This is a genomic window from Acidovorax sp. LjRoot66 (assembly GCF_964253305.1).
In the GTDB taxonomy this organism is placed as follows: domain Bacteria; phylum Pseudomonadota; class Gammaproteobacteria; order Burkholderiales; family Burkholderiaceae_C; genus Acidovorax.
The window spans coordinates 4,667,007-4,686,338 of sequence record NZ_CAXUQU020000001.1 but is presented as its reverse complement, the minus strand read 5'-3'; the positions used below and the strand labels follow the sequence as shown (position 1 = coordinate 4,686,338).

At 66.6% G+C, this 19,332-nt stretch carries 19 protein-coding genes; 5 read left to right on the top strand and 14 right to left on the bottom strand.

Features of this window, described 5'->3' with window-relative positions; all coding sequences use genetic code 11:
- Positions 1-51: 51 nt before the first annotated feature.
- Entirely contained in the window at positions 52-3,795 is a 3,744-nt protein-coding gene (gene putA / locus ACSQ3Y_RS22025; protein WP_436178879.1) for a trifunctional transcriptional regulator/proline dehydrogenase/L-glutamate gamma-semialdehyde dehydrogenase, read from the bottom strand.
- 125 nt (positions 3,796-3,920) lie between these two features.
- Here putA and ACSQ3Y_RS22020 point away from each other — a divergent pair, with 125 nt between their 5' ends.
- From ACSQ3Y_RS22020 to rlmD, 3 genes are all read left to right on the top strand, one after another.
- Entirely contained in the window at positions 3,921-4,394 is a 474-nt protein-coding gene (locus tag ACSQ3Y_RS22020; RefSeq protein WP_057203659.1) for an Lrp/AsnC ligand binding domain-containing protein, read from the top strand.
- Positions 4,395-4,478: 84 nt separating this feature from the next.
- Positions 4,479-4,781, top strand: coding sequence for a hypothetical protein (locus ACSQ3Y_RS22015; RefSeq protein ID WP_057203658.1), 303 nt, complete (start codon positions 4,479-4,481; stop codon positions 4,779-4,781).
- A gap of 68 nt (positions 4,782-4,849) precedes the next feature.
- A complete protein-coding gene (gene rlmD, locus ACSQ3Y_RS22010) occupies positions 4,850-6,313 on the top strand; it encodes a 23S rRNA (uracil(1939)-C(5))-methyltransferase RlmD (RefSeq protein WP_436178878.1) in 1,464 nt (487 codons plus the stop codon).
- Between the two features lie 60 nt (positions 6,314-6,373).
- On the opposite strand, the gene ACSQ3Y_RS22005 is transcribed toward rlmD, so the two are convergent.
- Both ACSQ3Y_RS22005 and ACSQ3Y_RS22000 read right to left on the bottom strand, forming a co-directional pair.
- The gene (locus ACSQ3Y_RS22005) at positions 6,374-6,733 is read right to left on the bottom strand and encodes a hypothetical protein (protein WP_428000260.1); all 360 of its coding nucleotides are present in this window, start codon (positions 6,731-6,733) and stop codon (positions 6,374-6,376) included.
- Between the two features lie 108 nt (positions 6,734-6,841).
- Positions 6,842-7,537, bottom strand: a complete 696-nt coding sequence (locus tag ACSQ3Y_RS22000; RefSeq protein ID WP_428003830.1) for a Bax inhibitor-1/YccA family protein — start codon at positions 7,535-7,537, stop codon at positions 6,842-6,844.
- A 250-nt stretch (positions 7,538-7,787) separates the two neighbouring features.
- Between ACSQ3Y_RS22000 and ACSQ3Y_RS21995 the strand changes: the two genes are divergently transcribed.
- Positions 7,788-8,195 (top strand): GlcG/HbpS family heme-binding protein, encoded by a 408-nt coding sequence (locus ACSQ3Y_RS21995; protein WP_057203655.1) that lies wholly within the window; start codon positions 7,788-7,790, stop codon positions 8,193-8,195.
- A 78-nt stretch (positions 8,196-8,273) separates the two neighbouring features.
- On the opposite strand, the gene ACSQ3Y_RS21990 is transcribed toward ACSQ3Y_RS21995, so the two are convergent.
- The 10 genes from ACSQ3Y_RS21990 to ACSQ3Y_RS21945 all read right to left on the bottom strand — a co-directional run bounded on the left by ACSQ3Y_RS21990 (position 8,274) and on the right by ACSQ3Y_RS21945 (position 17,397).
- On the bottom strand, positions 8,274-9,470 hold the full coding sequence (locus ACSQ3Y_RS21990; protein ID WP_436178877.1) for a fatty acid desaturase family protein: 1,197 nt from the start codon (positions 9,468-9,470) through the stop codon (positions 8,274-8,276).
- Positions 9,471-9,852: 382 nt separating this feature from the next.
- Entirely contained in the window at positions 9,853-10,077 is a 225-nt protein-coding gene (gene hemP, locus ACSQ3Y_RS21985; protein WP_057203653.1) for a hemin uptake protein HemP, read from the bottom strand.
- Between the two features lie 216 nt (positions 10,078-10,293).
- A complete protein-coding gene (locus tag ACSQ3Y_RS21980) occupies positions 10,294-10,701 on the bottom strand; it encodes an ExbD/TolR family protein (protein ID WP_057203652.1) in 408 nt (135 codons plus the stop codon).
- Positions 10,702-10,704: 3 nt separating this feature from the next.
- Positions 10,705-11,427 carry a MotA/TolQ/ExbB proton channel family protein gene (locus tag ACSQ3Y_RS21975; RefSeq protein WP_057203651.1) on the bottom strand — a complete coding sequence of 241 codons (723 nt, stop codon included), beginning with the start codon at positions 11,425-11,427 and terminating at the stop codon, positions 10,705-10,707.
- Positions 11,428-11,442: 15 nt separating this feature from the next.
- The gene (locus ACSQ3Y_RS21970) at positions 11,443-12,138 is read right to left on the bottom strand and encodes an energy transducer TonB (RefSeq protein WP_057265863.1); all 696 of its coding nucleotides are present in this window, start codon (positions 12,136-12,138) and stop codon (positions 11,443-11,445) included.
- A 101-nt stretch (positions 12,139-12,239) separates the two neighbouring features.
- Entirely contained in the window at positions 12,240-12,512 is a 273-nt protein-coding gene (locus ACSQ3Y_RS21965; protein WP_082604280.1) for a (2Fe-2S)-binding protein, read from the bottom strand.
- Between the two features lie 82 nt (positions 12,513-12,594).
- Positions 12,595-13,743 (bottom strand): alpha-hydroxy acid oxidase, encoded by a 1,149-nt coding sequence (locus tag ACSQ3Y_RS21960; protein WP_436178876.1) that lies wholly within the window; start codon positions 13,741-13,743, stop codon positions 12,595-12,597.
- Positions 13,744-13,770: 27 nt separating this feature from the next.
- Positions 13,771-14,463, bottom strand: a complete 693-nt coding sequence (locus tag ACSQ3Y_RS21955; RefSeq protein WP_436178875.1) for a Fe2+-dependent dioxygenase — start codon at positions 14,461-14,463, stop codon at positions 13,771-13,773.
- 56 nt (positions 14,464-14,519) lie between these two features.
- Positions 14,520-16,760, bottom strand: a complete 2,241-nt coding sequence (locus tag ACSQ3Y_RS21950; protein WP_057203647.1) for a TonB-dependent receptor — start codon at positions 16,758-16,760, stop codon at positions 14,520-14,522.
- Between the two features lie 304 nt (positions 16,761-17,064).
- A complete protein-coding gene (locus ACSQ3Y_RS21945) occupies positions 17,065-17,397 on the bottom strand; it encodes an SWIB/MDM2 domain-containing protein (protein ID WP_007856154.1) in 333 nt (110 codons plus the stop codon).
- A gap of 314 nt (positions 17,398-17,711) precedes the next feature.
- Between ACSQ3Y_RS21945 and rraA the strand changes: the two genes are divergently transcribed.
- Positions 17,712-18,224, top strand: a complete 513-nt coding sequence (gene rraA, locus ACSQ3Y_RS21940; RefSeq protein WP_436178874.1) for a ribonuclease E activity regulator RraA — start codon at positions 17,712-17,714, stop codon at positions 18,222-18,224.
- On the opposite strand, the gene ACSQ3Y_RS21935 is transcribed toward rraA, so the two are convergent.
- A complete protein-coding gene (locus tag ACSQ3Y_RS21935) occupies positions 18,216-19,169 on the bottom strand; it encodes a DMT family transporter (protein WP_436178873.1) in 954 nt (317 codons plus the stop codon). The two genes, rraA and ACSQ3Y_RS21935, sit on opposite strands and share 9 nt — an antisense overlap.
- Positions 19,170-19,332 lie beyond the last annotated feature (163 nt).

The window sequence follows — 19,332 nt, the reverse complement described above, 5'->3', positions numbered from 1 at the left end:
GCCCAGCTGCCAGCCCCGATGAAGGGTTGGCATGTGCTGGGCTTGTGCGTTCTATCCGATCGTCATCAGGCTCGCATTGCCCCCGGCCGCCGCCGTGTTCACGCTCAGCGCGCGCTCGATCACCAGGCGCTCCAGCGGCACCTCGGTGCTGCCCGGGGCCATGGCCGTCACGGCCACGATGGGGCCGGGGCGGCGGGCGAGCTGCTCGCACACGCTGCGCAGTTCGTCGGGGCTGCCGTGGTGCAGCACGGCGGCCAACTCGATGCTGCCGTCGGCCAGGGCATTGCCGGTGGTGCTGATGCGTGCCTGCACCTCGGCCGGGAGCGTGGTGCGCAGGGCGGTGTGGGCATCGGCCCAGACGGCCTTGCCGCCGCTGGCGAGCACGGCGGCCAACTGAGTCAGCAGTTCGTCCTGCGTGGTGGCGATGCACAGTACGGTGGCACGCGGCAGCAGGCTGTAGACATTGCGCTCGCCCGTGGGGCCGGGCAGGGTGCGTGCGGTGCCGCTCTGGCTTTCGGCGGCAAAGCGGCGGCAAGTGGCGGCCAGGGGCGCATGGCCCTGCATCTGCGCCCAGCGCTCCAGGGCACGCAGGGGCATGAGCAGGTGGTCGCGTGCGGCCATGTCGGCGGGCATGGCGCGGTCGGCGGCGGCAAAGGTCTGCGCCAGTGCGTTGGCCGGGCGCGCGGCCAGCAGGCGCAGCAGGTACAGCGGGCCGCCAGCTTTGGGGCCGGTGCCCGACAGGCCTTCGCCGCCAAAGGGCTGCACACCCACCACGGCGCCCACCATGTTGCGGTTGACGTAGACATTGCCGGCGTGCGCGCGGTCCACCACGCGGGCGATGGTCTCGTCGATGCGGGTGTGCACGCCCTGCGTCAGGCCGTAGCCGGTGGCGTTGATCTGGTCGAGCAATTTGTCGAGGTCGTTGCGCGCATAGCGCACCAGGTGCAGCACCGGGCCGAAGACCTCGCGCTGCAGCTCGCTGATGGCGTTGAGCTCGATCAGCGTGGGCGGCACGAAGGTGCCCAGGGCCGCCTCGGCACCATCGCTGCGGCAGTGCTGGAACACGCGCTGACCACGGCTTTTGAAGGCCTCGATGTGCTTGTTGATGCCGCCCTGGGCCTCGGCGTCGATCACCGGGCCCACGTCCACCGCCAGGGCTGCGGGGTTGCCCATGCGCAGCTCGCCCATGGCGCCCTTGAGCATCTCGACCACGCGGTCGGCGGCATCTTCCTGCACGCACAGCACGCGCAGGGCCGAGCAGCGCTGGCCGGCGCTGTCGAAGGCGGAGGACACGGCATCGGCCACCACCTGCTCCACCAGGGCCGAGGAGTCTACGATCATCGCGTTCTGCCCGCCGGTCTCGGCGATCAACGGGATGGGGCGGCCTGCGGCATCGAGCCGGCCGGCGATGGTGCGCTGCAGGATGCGCGCCACCTCGGTGGAGCCGGTGAACATGACGCCCATCACCCGGGTGTCGCCGATCAGGCGCGCGCCCACGGTCTCGCCCTGGCCGGGCAGCAGCTGCACCGCGCCGCGCGGCACTCCGGCCTGCCACAGCAGGCGCACGGCCTCGGCGGCGACCAGCGGCGTCTGCTCGGCCGGCTTGGCCAGCACCGGGTTGCCGGCGGCCAGCGCCGCAGCCACCTGGCCCATGAAGATGGCCAGCGGAAAGTTCCAGGGGCTGATGCACGCCACCGGGCCCAGCGGGATGTGCGTGGCGTTGTCGAAGGTGCCCTCGACCTGGGCCGCGTAGTAGCGCAAGAAATCCACGGCCTCGCGCACCTCGGCGATGGCGTTGCTGGCGCTCTTGCCGGCCTCGCGCATCAACAGGCCCAGCAGCGGCTGCATGCGCTCTTCGAGCAGGTCGGCCGTGCGCTGCAGGGTGGCGGCACGCTCGGCTGGGGCGGTGGCGGCCCAGGCGGGGGCGGCCGACTGTGCGTTCTTGAGTGCCTGGTCCACGTCGCCGGCCGTGGCTTCCTGCACCTGGCCAACCACATCACGCAGGCCGGCGGGGTTGCGCACGGGGATGGTCGTGCCGGTGGGCGCATCGGTGGCGAGCAGCGGGCCGGCCTTCCATTCGTGCAGCGCGCTGGCCTGCAGCGTGGCGGTCAGCTGTGCCAGCATGGCGTCGCTGGCGATGTCGAGCCCTTGCGAGTTGGCTCGGCCGTGGCCGTACAGCGCGCCCGGCAGCGGGATGCGTGGGTGGGGCAGGGCGGCCGTGCCTTCGCGGGCGGCGGCTTCATCCACTACCTGCACGGGGCTGCGCACCAGCTCGGCCAGGGCGATGGTCTCGTCGGCGATGCGGTTCACGAAGGAGGTGTTGGCGCCGTTTTCGAGCAGGCGGCGCACCAGGTAGGCCAGCAGCGTCTCGTGCGTGCCCACCGGGGCGTAGATGCGGCAGGGGCGGCCCAGCTTGCCGGCGCTGATGGTGCCCACCACCTGCTCGTACAGCGGCTCGCCCATGCCGTGCAGGCACTGGAACTCGTACTGCCCCGCGTAGTAATTGCTGCCCGCCAGGTGGTAGATGGTGGCCAGCGTCTCGGCATTGTGCGTGGCGAACTGCGGGTACACCGCCTCGGGTGCGGCCAGCAGCCTGCGCGCGCAGGCCACGTAGGAGATGTCGGTGTGCACCTTGCGCGTGTAGACCGGGTAGTCGGCCAGGCCGTCGATCTGGGCGCGCTTGATCTCGCTGTCCCAATAGGCGCCCTTGACCAGGCGCACCATGAGGCGGCGGCGCGTGCGCCGCGCCAGGTCGATCACGAAGTCGATCACATGCGGGCAGCGCTTCTGGTAGGCCTGGATCACGAAGCCGATGCCGTTCCAGCCCGCAAGGCTGGGCTCATGGCACAGGCGCTCGAGCAGGTCGAGCGAGATCTCCAGGCGGTCGGCCTCCTCGGCGTCGATGTTGATGCCGATGTCATAGCGCTTGGCCAGCTCGGTCAGGCGCAGCACCAGGGGGTAGAGCTCGTCCATCACGCGCGCGAACTGGGCCCGGCTGTAGCGCGGGTGCAAGGCCGACAGCTTGATCGAGATGCCCGGCCCTTCGTAGATGCCGCGCCCGGCCGATGCCTTGCCGATGGCGTGGATGGCCTGCTCGTACGAGGCGTAGTAGCGCTCGGCGTCGGCCGTGGTCAGCGCCGCCTCGCCCAGCATGTCGTAGGAGTAGCGAAAGCCCTCGGCCTCCATGCGGCGGGCGTTGGTCAGGGCCTCGGCAATGGTCTCGCCAGTGACGAACTGCTCGCCCATCATGCGCATGGCCATGTCCACGCCCTTGCGGATCAGCGGCTCGCCGCCCCGGCCGATGAGCCTGCCCAGCGATGCACCCAGGCTGCCTTCGCTGTGCGTGGCCACCAGCTTGCCGGTGATCAAGAGGCCCCAGGTGGCGGCGTTGACGAACAGCGAGGGGCTCTTGCCCAGGTGCGGCTCCCACTGGCCGTTGCTGATCTTGTCGCGGATCAGCGCGTCGCGTGTGGCTGCATCGGGAATGCGCAGCAGCGCCTCGGCCAGGCACATCAGGGCCACGCCCTCCTGGGACGACAGCGAGAACTCCTGCAGCAGCCCCTGCACGATGCCGGCACGGCCGCTGGCGGCCTTGCGCTGGCGCAGGGCGCCTGCAATGCGCAGCGCCAGTTGCTCTGAAGCGGCGGCCATGTCCTGCGGCACGCGGGCCTGGGCCAGCAGCGGGGCCAGGGCCTCGGGCTCGGGCCGGCGGCAGGCAGCAGTGATGGCGGCGCGCAGCGGGCTGGTCAGGGCGGGGCGTGGGGCGAAGTCTGCAAAAGCGGCGGAATGGGTCATGGCGGGTTCTCTGGTGAGAAATTCGGGCCCGACGGCTGCGGGCCCCACTAAATGGATCATCTCTGGACTTGCGGTGAATAAATGTTCGAAAATCGGCCTATCGAACGAATGAATCACTAGAGTCAATGACCAACGATGCCGATCTGGACCGTATCGACCGCCGGATCCTGTCGATCCTGCAGGATGACGGGCGCATTGCCAACCTCAAGCTGGCCGAGGCCGTGGCCCTGTCGCCCACGGCGGTCCTGGCGCGCGTGCAGCGGCTCACGCGCGACGGCTTCATCCTGGGCTACGAGGCGCGGCTGAACCCGCTCAAGCTCGGGGCGGGCATGCTGGTCTTCGTGGAGGTGCTGCTTGACCGCACCACGCCCAACGTGTTCGACCAGTTCAAGGCGGCCGTGCAGGTGCATCCCGAGATCATGGAATGCCACATGGTGGCGGGCGGCTTCGACTACCTGCTCAAGACCCGCTCGGCCGACATGAATGCCTACCGGGTGTTCGCCGGGGCGGTGCTCTGGCAGCTGCCGGGCGTGCGCGAGACACGTACCTATGCCGTGATGGAAGAGGTCAAGCACACCAACCACCTCGTGTTGCGGTAGGCACGCGCGCAACGCCATCATTGGCGAGTGCCCTGCAAGCCCGCATAATGGGTGCAATACCCGAAAGTCGCAGGAGGAGTTCTCATGTCCGCATTCAAATTCGCCGCAGCGGCCCTGGTGGCCGCCTGTTTCAGCCAGACCGCCTCCGCCGCCTGCTACGTGGTCTACAGCCCGGCCAAGGAAATCATCTACCGTGCGCCCGAGCCGCCGGTGGACATGTCGTTCCAGGTCCATGAAGTGCTGCCCCGCGTGGCGCCTGGCAGCACGCTGGTGTTCACGCTGGACAACTATGGCTGCGACCTGCGCATCAACGAACTGCCGCGCTTCGCACCTGCCCGCATGACCGGCCCTGGCGGGCGCCGCGCGCCGCGCGCCGACCGCGGCTGAGCCATTGCATCCGCGCACCCCGTGGACGGGTGCGCAGGACGGTTCGCAGCCTCTGAGACAATCGGAGGATGAGCGAACCCAAAGAATTGTCCCCCTCGTATGAACCCGCCGAGCAGGAAGCGGGAGAACTGCCGGAAGGCTGGCTGTCCGTGCAGTCCCTGGACCTCGAAGCCCAGGGCGTGGCGCGCCGGCCCAATGGCAAGGTGGTCTTCATCGACGGCGCCCTGCCGTTCGAATACGTCACCGCCAACACCCACCGCAAGAAGAACAACTGGGAGCAGGCCAGCCTGACGGCGATCCACCGTGAGTCGTCTCAGCGCGTGCGCCCGGGCTGCCCGCATTTCGGCCTGCATGCCGGCGCCTGCGGCGGCTGCAAGATGCAGCACCTGCACGTGGGCGGGCAGGTGGCGGTCAAGCAGCGCGTGCTCGAAGACAACCTCTGGCACCTGGGCAAGGTGCGCGCCGAGATGGTGCTGCGCCCCATCGAGGGCCCCGCCTGGGGCTACCGCTACCGTGCGCGCCTGTCGGTGCGCCATGTGATCAAGAAGGGCACGGTGCTGGTGGGCTTTCACGAGCGCAAGAGCCGCTACGTGGCCGATATGCAGACCTGCCCGGTGCTGCCCCCGCATGTGGACGCCATGCTGATGCCGCTGCGCGCGCTGATCGCCTCGATGGACGCACGCGACACCTGCCCGCAGATAGAGCTGGCCTGCGGCGACAGCGTGACCGCGCTGGTGCTGCGCCACCTGGAGCCGCTGAGCGCGGACGACCTCACCCGGCTGCGCGATTTCGCCACCGCCCACCAGGTGCAATGGTGGCTGCAGCCCAAGGGCCCCGAGACCGTGAAGCTGATGGACGAGTGCGGTGAGCAGCTGTCCTATGCGCTGCCGGACTTCGGCATCACCATGCCCTTCAAGCCCACCGATTTCACGCAGGTGAACCCGCACATCAACCGCGTGCTGGTCACGCGGGCGCTGCGCCTGCTGGACGTGCAAAAGCACGAGCGCGTGATCGACTGGTTCTGCGGCCTGGGCAATTTCACGCTGCCCCTGGCCACCCAGGGCCGCGAGGTGCTGGGCATCGAGGGCAGCGAGGCGCTGGTGGCGCGCTCGCGCGAGAACTACCGGCTCAACCAGGGCCTGGTGGCCGAGGGTGGCAAGGCCCTGGCGCCCACCGATTTCGTGGCCCGCAACCTGTTCGACATGACGCCCGAGATGCTGATTGCCGATGGCTCGGCCGACAAATGGTTGGTGGACCCGCCGCGCGAAGGCGCGTTCGCGCTGGCCAGGGCGCTGGCCGACATCGAGCAATCGCGCATCGGTGCCGAGGGCGCGGCGCCGCTGCCCCCAGGGGCCGAGCACTGGACGCCGCCCAAGCGCATCGTCTATGTGAGCTGCAACCCCGCAACGCTGGCGCGCGATGCAGGTCTGCTGGTGCACCTGGGTGGCTACCGCTGCACGGCGGCCGGCATGGTCAACATGTTCCCGCACACGGCGCACGTCGAGAGCATGGCGGTGTTCGAACGGGCTTGACCTGCGCCGCCGGGAGGCTGGATAAAAAAAGGAGCCTGCGGGCTCCTTTCGTTTTGGCGCTCAGTTTTCCCTGGCGGCCCTCGACGCGGCGCGCGCGGACGCCTCCGGCGGTGCAGCCTTGGTGATCACCGAGGGGCTGCCTTCAATCTTGTTCTCGCGCATGTACTGGTCCATCTCCTTCCACCCGTCGAAAACAGCCGCCTTGGTGGCCTTGGGGTTGAGGGTGTAGCAGTCTTCCACCCCGCGCAGCGCATGCCGGCAGGCGCCGCCGATGGCCTTGGCGTCGGCTTCCCGCTGGATGGCGCCCACATCCGGTCCGAGGCCCGGGATCTTGTCGCACCCGGCCAGTAGCAACGCGGCTACGGACGCGACCATGAGGCGCAGGATGGGGAGGGGGGCAAAGGGGGCAGTAGAGCGCATGTAGTCTCATTATCGGCAGCTGGCCAGCGGTATTGAGGGTTGACCATTGCGCGCGGTCAACAAAAAGGCTCCCGAAGGAGCCTCTTGGGGGAACGGTGCCAAAGGAGCTCAGTCCTTTTCGCCGCCCATGATGCCCAGCAGGGCCAGCAGGCTCTGGAACACGTTGAAGATGTCCAGGTACAGGGCCAGCGTGGCGCTGATGTAGTTGGTCTCGCCGCCGTCCAGGATCTGCTTCAAGTCATACAGCATGTAGGCGCTGAAGATGCCGATGGCTGCCACCGAGATGGCCATCATGCCGACCGAGGAGCCGACGAACACGTTGATGATGGCTCCGGCCATCAGCACCAGCGCGCCCACCATGAGCCACTTGCCCATGCCCGAGAGGTCGCGCTTGATCACGCTGGCCAGGGTGGCCATCACGAAGAACACGCCTGCGGTGCCGGCAAATGCGGTCATCACCAGGTCGGTACCGTTCTTGAAGCCCAGCACCATGCCGATCATGCGCGAGAGCATCAGGCCCATGAAGAAGGTGAAGGCCAGCAGCACGGGCACGCCGGCGGCAGAGCGCTTGGTCTTTTCGATCGCGTACATGAAGGCGAACGCGCCGCCCAGGAACACGATCAGGCCCACGCCGCCGCGCAGCGACTGCGTGATGCCCGTGGCGACGCCGATCCAGGCGCCCAGCACGGTGGGGATCATGCTCAGTGCGAGCAGCCAGTAAGTGTTGCGAAGCACCTTGTGGCGCTCTTCCTGCGAGATGCCATAGCCCGCAGAGCTCCCCAGGGTGGTGACTTGGTCATTCATCATCTTGTGTCTCTCCTTTGTGGCCTGCACGTCGCAGACTTGACAAATTCTAGGTGGTGGCGTTCCTGCAAATGGCAATACCCGCACCGGCCAACGGGCTTGCGATCTTTTCCAAGGGTGGGGCATTGCACCGGCTGGGTCAATATTCTTTCGCCCCAGGCAGTGCTTGTGGCCGCATCGGTAGCCGCTATGCTTGCCGGTTTCCATCCGGGGCCGCCCCGCGCGCCCCCTCAACCCTGGCATTGCACCCATGAAAACCAAGCACGAACTCGAACTGGCCGACGTCAAGGCCATTGCAGCCGCCGCCGAAGCCGAAGCGCTCAAGAACAACTGGGCCGTGACCATCGCCATCGTCGACGATGGTGGCCACCTGCTGTGGCTGCAGCGCCTGGATGGCGCAGCCGCCGTGTCTTCGCACATCGCACCCTCCAAGGCCCGCACGGCCGCGCTGGGCCGCCGCGACAGCAAGGTCTATGAAGACATCGTGAACGGCGGGCGCACCGCGTTCCTGAGCGCCCCGACCATCGACGGCCTGCTCGAAGGCGGCGTGGCCATCCTCAAGGACGGCCAGTGCCTGGGCGCCGTGGGCGTGAGCGGCGTGAAGTCAACCGAAGACGCGCAGGTCGCCCGTGCCGGCATCGCCGCCATCGGCCTGTGATCCGCGGCATGCCCTGCGGCATGCGCCCATGAAAAAACCGGCCGAGGCCGGTTTTTTTCGTTGGAGCTGCGAGCTGGCTCAGGCAGTTGCGTCCGCCATTGGGTGGGGCATGGCATGGCCGTTGTCGACGGGCGCTGCCGGCGCGGGCAACGGGCTGGCCACGGTGGGCCGGCGCACGGGGTGGCGCAGTGCGACCAGGCCCTTTTGCTCCAGGTCGATGCGTGGGGCGCTGGGCTGGCCCTTGAAATCGAGCCACTGGTGGTTCTCGTAGTCGTAGAGCTTGCAGGTGCGCATGGTGCGCAGCAGGGTGCGTACCGAGGCTTGCTCGATCACCAGCTTGTGGCCCACCAGCTCGTTCATGCGCTTTTGCGCGGCCAGCAGGTGGTACGAGGGGATGCCGGCGTGCGCGTGGTGCGCGGCGTGGTTGTAGACGTTGTTGACCACCTTGGAGATCCAGTCGGGCAGCACCCAGACCACCGAGCACACCTCGGGGCTGTGGCGGTTGTGGCGCAGGTCGTCGCTCTTGAACCAGGGGATGTTGGGGTGGGTGTGCATGATGTACAGCGAGGTGCTGCTCAGGAACATCAGCGTGAACAGGGGCAGCACCCAGCCCAGCAGCACGGCCTGCAGGGCCGTGACGGGGGCGAAGGCGGGCGAGCACAGCAGCAAGGCCACGTAGCTGCCGTGGTAGGCCAGCAGCAGGGCAGAGTACCTGCGCGACTCGGCTACCTGGTCCTTGGGCGTGCGCACGTTGGGGTACACGCGGGTCGGAAACCAGTGGATCGCGAAGTACAGCCACAGGCCGATACCGAGTGGCGCGCGGTAGATGTGCTCCAGCACCTTCCTGTGCCAGGGCAGCGCGTCGTAGCCGGCCTTGGAGTAGGGCGTGTAGTAGTCGAAGTGGTCGCCGTTGGTGTAGGGGTGGTGCACCTTGTTGTGGTCGTGCGACCACATGCGGTAGTTGTGCGTGGCGGGCACGCCGGCCACGAGCGCCAGCACCCAGTTCAGCCGTTTGGAGCGCGCCAGCGTGCCGTGCGCGGCATCGTGCGCCAGGGTGTAGAACGAGGACAGGCGCACGCCCGCCATCAGCGCGGCCACCACCTTGAGCCACATCGGCTCGGCCAGCAGCACGGTGGCGATGAAGGCCCAGTACAGCACATGGTCGCGCAGTACCAGGGTCACGCCCTTGCGGTCGCTGGGATTGGCGAAGGCCGAGAGCTCCTGGAGCAACTGGGCTTTGGAAATCTCGGGCCGGGCGGCGGTGGGCTGGGTCATGGGCTGTGCACTGGGTGGGCGGATGGCCCCTTGTGCGTCACGCCGGTGGCGTGTGGGTGGCCGCCAGATGGGATCTCTGTGGCGTGCGCGCAAAGGGGAGAAACGTCAAGAAGTGTTTCACACAGGACCCCGGATCCCGCGCCGGAACAGCAGGGTGAAATCCGCCCATTTCGGGCATTTGCCGGCAAGGATGCGCGGTGTCCCAAAAGAAAACGGCCCCGAAGGGCCGTTGGATGGGCGAGGGCCGTAGCGACGGCTGGCTCTGCTGAAGAAGGCTTCGGTGGAAAAAAAGGCCTGGCTACGCGGGACAATCTGGCCCGTTGGCTGGCAAAAACGACCCTTGCGGACTGGAAGCCCGGGAGTCGCCCCACGATGAAACCTGTTATTTGGTGAGGATCAGCTTTCCAAGCTTGGTGGCCTGCAGCCGGTATACCGAGCCGTTGTGGCTGATGGCCACGGCCTTCTGGCCCTGCAGCAGATCGTTGCTGTCCACGGCGGCCGCTCCATCCACTGCGGCAGCGCTGCGCAATGCGGCGGCCTGCTGCGGCTGCAGGGAGTCTGCAGAGGCGGGGCGCATGAGCGTGGCGGCAGTGAGGGTGGCTTGCATGGAAGGGTTCCTGGTACGTTGAATGGTGTACGGCCTGCTAATGATAGTGATTCGCAATTACTGGTCAAGTGATTTCGCACATTGAACGGTATGAATCCTGGTTGGTGCCCTGATCGGGGTGAACCACTGCGGCTTGTGCGCCACAGGCACCAAGCAAAACAGGCCCGAAGGCCTGTTGTTGCGTGGCAGAGGACTGCGCCTTGCGGGTGCAGGGCATCACTGTGGATCGGTCACGAAGCCGATCTTGCGCACGCCGGCGCGCTGGGCGCTGGCCATGGCCTGGGCCACGCGTTCGTAGCGCACTTCCTTGTCGCCCTGGATGTGCAGATCCGGCTGGGGCTGCTTGGCCCCTTCGGCCTGCAGACGGGACTGCAATTCCTCGTCGCTCACCTGCGAGCCGTTCCAGTAGTACTTCCCGTCGGCCGCCACGGACAGGCGCACGGTTTCGGGCTTGATGTTCTCGGGCTGGTTGGTGGCGCGCGGCAGGTCCACGTTCACCGAGTGCTTCATGACGGGCACGGTGATGATGAAGATGATGAGCAGCACCAGCATGACGTCCACCAGCGGCGTCATGTTGATCTCGTTCATCACGTCATCGGCGTCGTCTTGCGTTCCGAAGGCCATGGCTTAGCCGCCTTTCTTCATGGGCAGCACCTTGCCCTGCTCGCCGCCGCCAGCGGACACGCGGGCGCCGGTGACGAAGTAGGCATGCAGGTCGTGCGCAAAGCTGTTGAGGCCGCCCAGGATGGACTTGTTGCCGCGCACCAGCGCGTTGTAGCCCAGCACGGCGGGGATGGCCACGGCCAGGCCCAGGGCAGTCATGATCAGCGCTTCACCGATGGGGCCGGCCACCTTGTCGATGGTGGACTGGCCCGAGGTGCCGATGGCCAGCAGGGCGTGGTAGATGCCCCAGACGGTGCCGAACAGGCCAATGAAGGGGGCGGTGGAGCCGACCGAGGCCAGGATGGCCAGGCCCGATTGCAGGCGTGCGGTGAACTCGTCGATGCAGTTGCGCAGGCAGCGCGTGACCCAGTCGCTCACGTCCAAGCTGTCGTGCAGGTGGGCCTTGGTGTTGCGGTGGTGGGCCGTGGCTTCGCGGCCTTCCAGTGCCAGGTGGCGAAACGGGTTGGTGTTGTCCTGGCCCAGCTTGGTCAGGCCGGCGGCAAAGTCTTCGCTGTGCCAGAAGTCCTGGGCAGAGCGCGTGTGCTTCTTGAACTTGATGATGTCCAGGGCCTTGATGATGATGACGATCCACGAGGCGAGGGACATGCCCAGCAGCAGCACGGCCACTGCGCGGGTGACAAAGTCACCCTGGATCCAGACGTTGGCGATGCCGAATTGCGATTCCATGAGAACTCCTGATGATTATTCGAGAACAAAATTAACGGGCTGCATGTACCACATGGCTTCAGGCACTCCATTGCGTTTGCCTGGCACAAAGCGCCAGCGCGTGACCGCTTCCTGGGCCTGGCGGTCCAGCCGGTCATAGCCGCTGGACTTGTTGATTTCGACCTTCTGCGGCACGCCATCGGTGCCGATGAGCACGCGCAGGATGACCTTGCCCTGCTCGCCCATGCGCTTGCTGATGGCCGGGTAGCTGGGGGAGGGGTTGTTCAGGTGGGCCGCGTCGCTCGACGGCAGCTCGATCTTGGGTGGGGCGGGAGGGGCGGGCGGTGCCGGTGGCGGCGCCTGCACGGCCACGGGCGCCTCGATGGGCGGGGCAGGCGGCTGCGGTGTGGTCACGCCCGTGGGGGCATTGGGCGCGGGCGTCGGGTCGGCAATGGCCACGGGCATGGGGGCCGGGCGCGGGGCCTTCACCTGCGGGGCGGGCCTGGGTGGTGGCGGCACCGGTGGCTTGGGCGTTGGCGGCTCTATCTTGGGGGCCGGCGGTGCGATGAATTCGCTGAGCAGCTCTGCTGGCACGATGACTTCTGCCGCGCGGCGCAGCAGGCCCGACTGCAGCGCCCAGATGCCGGCCACGTGCAGCAGCACGACGGAACCTACGATCACGGTATTGCGGCTGACGCCCCCGGGAGGGGCAAAACGATCAGGGTGAGACATAAGTGTGATGGCAGCTGCCGCCGCTTGCACGGCAAACGGCACAGGCCTGTGAGACCTTGATTATTTACGGAAGATCCACCAGGCCGAGCCTGCGACGAGGATCAGGCTGCCGGCGAGTGTCGAGAGGAGTTCCATGCCCTGCTTTCCATGATGGAGCTGGCAAGCTGGATCGTCTGGGGCGCTGCCTCGTTGTGCAGGGCGGCGACCGGACTCGATGCACTGCACTGGGCCACCACGTCGCGGGCGCAGCTTTCGCAGCATCCGCATTGGGTGGCGACGCCCAGTTCGAACTGGATTTCATCAAAGCTCATGCCTGCACGGGCGTGGCGGGCGATCTCGCGGTCAGAAATCCGGCGGCAAACACAGACGATCATGGCGGCAGGCAGTGGTGGCTGGCTGGTAGAAGATGAGCGATTATAAATGCGAATTTTTCGCATTTGCAATAAATCAATTCTGTCAGGAGGGGAAAACCCGATAGTCCGCGTCGAGATCGGCTCCCAGCAAGGCCGGCGAGGCATCGGCCAGCGTGGCGCAGCCGGTGAGCGCCATGGCGATTTCCAGCTCATCGCGCAGCAGGCGCAGCACATGCGCCACCCCGGCAGCGCCCGCGTTGGCCAGGCCCCACACCACGGGGCGGCCCACCAGCACCGCAGATGCGCCCAGTGCCATGGCCTTGAGCACATCGGTGCCCCGGCGGATGCCGCCGTCCACCAGCACCGGCAGGGCCCCATGCACCGCCTGCACGATGCGCGGCAGCGCGGTGGCCGTGGCGGGGGCGGTGTCGAGCGTGCGCCCGCCATGGTTGGACACCACCAGGCCCGCCACCTGGAGGCTGGCGGCCTGGCGGGCATCTGCCGGGTGCAGCACACCCTTGAGCAGCACCGGCAGGCGGGTGATGGACTGCAGCCAGGCCACGTCGTCCCAGGTGGGCGCCTGGTGCAGCAGGGCATCGAACAGGGCGCTCTGGCCGGGCTGCAGCGCCACGGGCGGCGCCGGCGGCATCTGGGCCAGGTTCACGGCGTCGATGCCGGGCGGCAGGCGAAAGCCCGCCCGGCGCTCGCGGTCGCGCGCGCCGCTGGAAGGCGCATCCACGGTCAGCACCAGGGCCTCGTAGCCGGCGGCTTCGGCACGCTCCACCAGGGCGCGGGTGAATCCCCGGTCGTGCTGCAGGTACAGCTGGAACCACAGGGGCCCGCGCCCGGCATCGTTCAGCACGGCCTGGGCAATGGTTTCCAGCGGCAGCGTGGCCTGGGTGCTGAGCACCAGCCCGGCGCCCATCGCCGCAGCCGCGTAGGCGGTGGCCAGCTCGCCATCGCCATGGGCCATGCGCTGAAAGGCCACGGGCGCCAGCAGCACCGGGTGGGCCAGCGTGCGGCCGAGCAGCTCAATGCGCGTGTGGCCGCCAGCCAGGAGGCGCAGCACGCGCGGCCACAGGGGCAGTGCGTCCCAGGCGCTGCGGTTGGCGCGCAAGCTGATTTCGTCGGCCGCACCGCCGGCAAAGTAGGCCCAGGCGTTGTCGTCCAGGTGCTGCCTGGCGTGCTGTTCGTGATCCGCCAAGCTGGCGATGCCAGGGGGAAGCTGTTGGCGTGATGGAACGTAGGTCATGAAGTGACAGAAGAACCTGGCGTCAGGTCACACATCGGACCACATGCGCAGCAGATTGTGGTACGTGCCCGACAGCGTGATCACCGAAGGGTGTGTTTCGCCCACGCTCTGTCTGAGCCGCAGCAGCGCCATGTCCATGTCGAACAGCAATTGCCGCTGCTCCAGGCCGCGCACCATGCTTTCCACCCAGAAGAAACTGCTGATGCGATGGCCGCGGGTAACGGGCAACACCTGGTGCACGGTGCTGCCGGGGTACATGACCATGTCGCCAGCTGGCATCTTGATGCGTTTTTCACCCCAGGCCTCGGTGGCCACGAGTTCGCCGCCTTCGTACTCGTCCGGCGGCGTCAGGAACAGCGTGCACGACAGGTCGCTGCGCATCCACGCGTTGTCGGCCCTGGAGTGCATGACGGCGCTGTCCACATGGTCGCCATAGTAGTTGGCACCGTCTGCGTAGTGGTTGAACAGAGGGTTGTAAATGCGCCGAGGCAGGGCGGCTGAAAAAAACAATGCGTTGCGGGCGAGCGCCGCCTTGACCAGACCCTGCAGCTGGCCCGAGAGCTCGCTGCCTTGCGAAAGCTGCAGATTGTTCTTCTGGTGCACGGCTTGGCCGCCCGCGCTGCGGGCTCCATCCACCCACGGGGTGTCGGGTGCCCAGAGCTTTTGCCGAAAGAGCGCGATTTCTTCGGCCGTCAGTACATTCTTGATGTGCAGGAACATGGGGCCTGATTGTGACTCCGCCCCGGTGAAGGGGGCGGAGCCATCTCGTCACATCATCAGAAGCGCGTCTTCAGCGTCATCTGCACGGAGCGTGGCACGCCTGGCGTGTAGAAGCCGCGGTACAGGCCGTCTGCATAGGTGCGGTCAAACACGTTGTTCACGTTCAGCTTCAGCGAGGTCTTGTCGTCGAAGGCGTATTCGACCATGGCATCCATTACCGCAAAGCCGCTGGCGTACACCGCGCGCGAGCCTTCGGGGTTCTGCTTGCCGCGGTAGGTCAGGCCTGCACCCAGGCGCAGCTTGGCGGTGAGGGCATAGGTCGTCCACACGCTGCCGCTGTGCTTGGGCGTGAGGCCGGGGCGGTCGCCCTGTACCTGCGCGCCGCCACCATTGGCTGCCAGCGCCACGTTGCTTTGGTCGATCTTGGCCGAAGGAATCCAGGTGTGGTTGGCGAACAGCTCCCACTGGGGTGTCAGGCGGCCCGCCAGATTGAACTCCATGCCGGTAGCGTGGCGCTTGCCGGACAGCAGCTCCTGCTGGGCTGCGGTATCGGGGTCGGTGTTGCGCTCGTTGTACTTCTGGCTATAGAAGGCGGCGACACCCAGCAGCGCGCGGCGCTCGAACAGTTCGAACTTGCTGCCGATCTCGAAGTTGCGGCTCTTCTCAGGCGGGGTGTTGGCCGTGCGGGCGGTGCCGTTGCCGGGGTTGCCGAACTGGTAGGTGTCGCCCGAGGTGTTGTACGACGTGCCGAACGATGCGTAGTACGAAGCCAGCTCGTTGGGCTGGAACACCAGGCCTAAGCGGGGGCTGAACAGGCTGTCGGAGCGGGAGTTGCTCAGGGCCCCGGTCGCGTTGTTGTAAGACGCCTTGAAGTCGTCATAGCGCAGGCCGGCCACCAGCTTCAGCGTGTCGTTGAGCGAAACCGTGTCCTGGAAGTACAGGCCCAGGTTGCGCGAGGCGAAGGTGTTCCACTGCAGCGGTGCGCGGCCATCGGCCACCCAGGCGCCATCGTTGGGTGAACCCACGGTGGTGTTCGGACGTGGCGTGGTGTTGGCGTAGTTCTGATTGCGCTTGGCATCGTCGTCGTAGTAGTCCACGCCGGCCAGTACCGCGTGCTTGCGGCCACCCCAGTTGAAGGTGTTGTTGTAGTCGCTTTGCACCTGCAGCACTTCGCTTTCGCCCAGGCGGCCCTTGGAGCCACGGGTCAGCACGGTGTCGCCGTTGATCTGGTCCAGCGTGAGGGCGCCGTTCTGGAAACCGATGGTGCTGGCCAGCAGGTCGCGCTCGTACTTGCCGTAGCGCAGGCGCGTGGTCAGCTCGCCGTTGTCGTCAAAACGGTGGATGTGTCCCAGCGTGACGTACTGCGAAGAAGTGTTGTTGTGGTCGCTGGCCAGGCCGTAGTAGTTGCGCGCCTCCAGGGGCGTGTTGATCTTGCCGTCGACCAGGCGCCAGGGGTGGTTGTACAGCGGGCGGCCTTTGGATTCGAAATAGTACAGCCCGATCGAGAACTCGTCGCGTGTACCGATACCCCAGGCGAAAGTGGGCGCAATGCCACGTTTGTCCTGCTTGGCGCCGTAGTTGTCGTACTCCTGCACCATGGCGTTCAGGCGGAAGGCCGCGTTCTCGCCGGTCTTGAAGTTGAAGTCGCCCGTGGCGCGGTGGTATTGGCCGGTGCCGAAGGTGTAGGCAGCCTCGTGCTGGTCGATCAGCAGCGGGTACTTGTTCACCTGGTTGACCACGCCGCCGGTCGATCCCTTGCCGAACAGCATCGAGGCAGAGCCCTTGAGCACTTCGATGCGATCGTTGTTGAACGTGTCGCGCTCGATCAGCGGTGCGTCCTTCATGCCGTCCACATAAATGTCGCCGGCCTGTCCCAGGGAGAAGCCGCGCAGGCGCACGTCTTCCTCGCCTGTTTCGCCGGACAGGAAGGTCACGCCTGCGGTGGTGCGCAGCACCTCGCGGAAGTCGTCCTGGTTGCGGTCGTTCATGAGCTTTTCGGTGAACACCGTCACGGACTGGGGAATGTCCTTGATGTCCTGGTTGCCCTTGCCGACCGTGGTCTTCTTGAGCAGCAGGGTGTCCTTGCCTTGCACTTCGGCAGCTTCCTTGACCGTCACCGTGCCCAGGGTGGGCGCGGCGGTCTGCGCCCAGCTGCTCACCGATGCGGCCAGCATGAGGGCGCCCAGGGGCAGAAGGCCCTTGTCGGACGTGAAGGAGGTGGTGGCTGCAGCGGTGTGTGCAGCGGCGGCGGCGCGCGCAGCAGGCTGCGCTGCACGGCGGATGTTTTTCTTGGCCAAGGTGGCTTCTCCAACGGAACAAAAGGGTCGCTGCGGGGCCCGCGGCGGGGGTGTTCAGAAGCAGTGGCTGGCAGGCGGCGTGCAGGGCAGGAGTTCTGCAAAGGGTGCAGTGGCTGGCAACGGCAGATCGCGTGCGTGGCTGTGCTTCAGGGCGTCGGAATATTAATCTTATTGCGTATTATTCATATTCACAGTGTTGCTTCTTTGCAACGATCCTGAATGGCTTTCGCGAAAATGACGCAAAAAAGCCGGCGCGAGGCCGGCTTTTCAGAGAGTGCGGGGTGCGCTCTGTGCGCTTGCGTGCTTACTTGACGTGCTTGCCGATCAGGCCAGCCAGTTCAAACATCGACACCTGGGGCTTGCCGAAGAGCTCCTTGAGCTTGGCGTCTGCATTGATGTTGCGCTTGTTCGCAGCATCTTGCAGGTTGTTGGCCTTGATGTAGACCCACAGCTTGCTGATGATCTCCGTGCGTGGCAGCGGTGCCGAGCCGACCACAGCCGCGAGAGCGGGGCTGGGGGTGAGGGCCTTCATGAACGCAGCGTTGGGCGTGCGCTTCTTGGCAGGAGCCGCCGCCTTGGTGGCGGGCGTCTTGGCTGCGGGTGCTGTTTTTGCCGGAGCCTTTTTTGCAGTTGCCATGTTGGATTTTCCTTGTTGGAAGTAGATTGTCTGACCAGTGAAAGCCTAGCCTCTCTGCTGGCAGGCCGATGCTACTGGGAAAAAAACGCGTTTCCAAGGGAGAAAACGCTTTTTTTGCCTCGATTTGTTGCTTGGGTGCCCCAGGGAAGGTAAAGCTCACCGTTTTGGTGCTTTCCCTAGGGGGAAAGTGGGTCCTGGCGATTTATGCGGGTGCGGGCGCCACCCGACCACAGTGCATGACAATGAAAGGCGCTGAGTGTCCGCGCAGCACCCTCTTTTCTTCTGGTCTTTTTTGCACGAAAGGTCTTTGCAACATGACAGCCCCCTCCTCTGCAGCCTTCAGCACCTGTGATTTCTGCGACGCGCACAAGGGCGACGACAGCGGTGCCTTTCGAGTGCTGCCCCCGGTGTTCCAGGACCTGGGCGGTGTGGCCGCCTTCAGCGGACCGGTGAGCACCGTCAAATGCTTCGAAGACAACACCCTGGTCAAGGCCGCCGTCGATTCCCCCGGCAACGGCCGCGTGCTGGTGGTGGATGGCGGCGGCTCGCTGCGCCGGGCGCTGGTCGGCGGCAACCTGGCCGCTGCGGCCGCGCGCAATGGTTGGGCGGGCGTGGTGGTGGACGGCTGCGTGCGCGACATCGCCGAGCTGCGTGCTGCGTCCGTCGGCATCCGTGCCTTGGCCCTGATGCCCCTGCCCACCGAGAAGCGCAACGAGGGCCAGCGCGACGTGGCCGTGCAGATCCAGGGCGTCTGGGTGCGCCCGGGGGACTGGCTCTACGCCGATGCCGATGGCATTGTGGTCAGCGCAGGATTGCTTTCAGCCTGATTGCCTGCCCACGCGCCAGGCCAGGCGTGAGGGCAGGGTAGCCAGCAGCACGCTGGCCAGCGCGATGCCGAAGGCCAGCAACTGCAGGCCGCTGAGCGATTCGCCGAGCACCAGCACGCCCACCAGGGCCGCGCTCACGGGCAGCAGCACGGTGAATACGCCGCCCTGTGCGGCGGGCACCACGCGCAGGCCCGTCATCCACAGCCACACCGTCCAGATGCTGGCGGCCAGGGCGTAGAACACCAGCAGCACCCAGGTGCCCCAGCCCACGGCGGCAAAGTCGAAGTGCCACGCCGCGTACAGGCCCAGGGGCATGGACAGCGTGAAGCCCCACAGGTTGATGATGGAGGTGATGCGCTTGGGCCCCAGCGCGCCCGTGAGCTTCTTGCCGATCACGGAGTACGCCGCCTCGCACACCACGGCGCCCAGCAGCAGCAACTGGCCCAGCCAGGCCAGGTCGGCCTTGCCTGCAGGCGCATCGGCACCTGCCGGGCCTGCATGGCCGGCGCTGGGGCTTGCCAGGGCAAACAGGGCAATGCCCACCACGGCGCAACCCACGGCCACCCAGGTGCGCGGCGCCACCTTCTCGCGCAAAAAGGCCCAGCTCATCACCGCCACCGCCGCCGGCATGCTGGCCATGGTGACGCCGGCCGATACCGCATTCGTCAGGCTCACGCCGTAGATCATGCAGGCGGTGAAGAGGAAGTTGCCCAGGAAGGATTCGAGGAACAGCAGGCGCCTGGTCTGCGCCGTCATCGGTGGCTCGTCGGCCGGCTTCTTGAGCCAGTGCAGCATGGCCAGGCCGCCGATGCCAAAGCGCATCCACGCGAGCAGGAACACCGGCAGCACAGCCGCCAGCGGCTTGGACAGGGCGACATAGCTGCCCACCAGCGACATGCTGAGGGCCAGGCAAAGGTAGGCAACGGTGCGGCTGGGGGCGGTCATGGGGCAGAGGGAGGCTTGCGCACCCGCGTTCCGATACGGTGCACCGGGGTCGCGAGCGGGATGGAGGTGTCGGCAGAGCGACCCCGCGATGATTGCACAGGCGCTAAGCTCCTTTGGGTTCACGGCGCAGATCTGGCGCCGCTCTTTTTTCAAACCCTTGTTC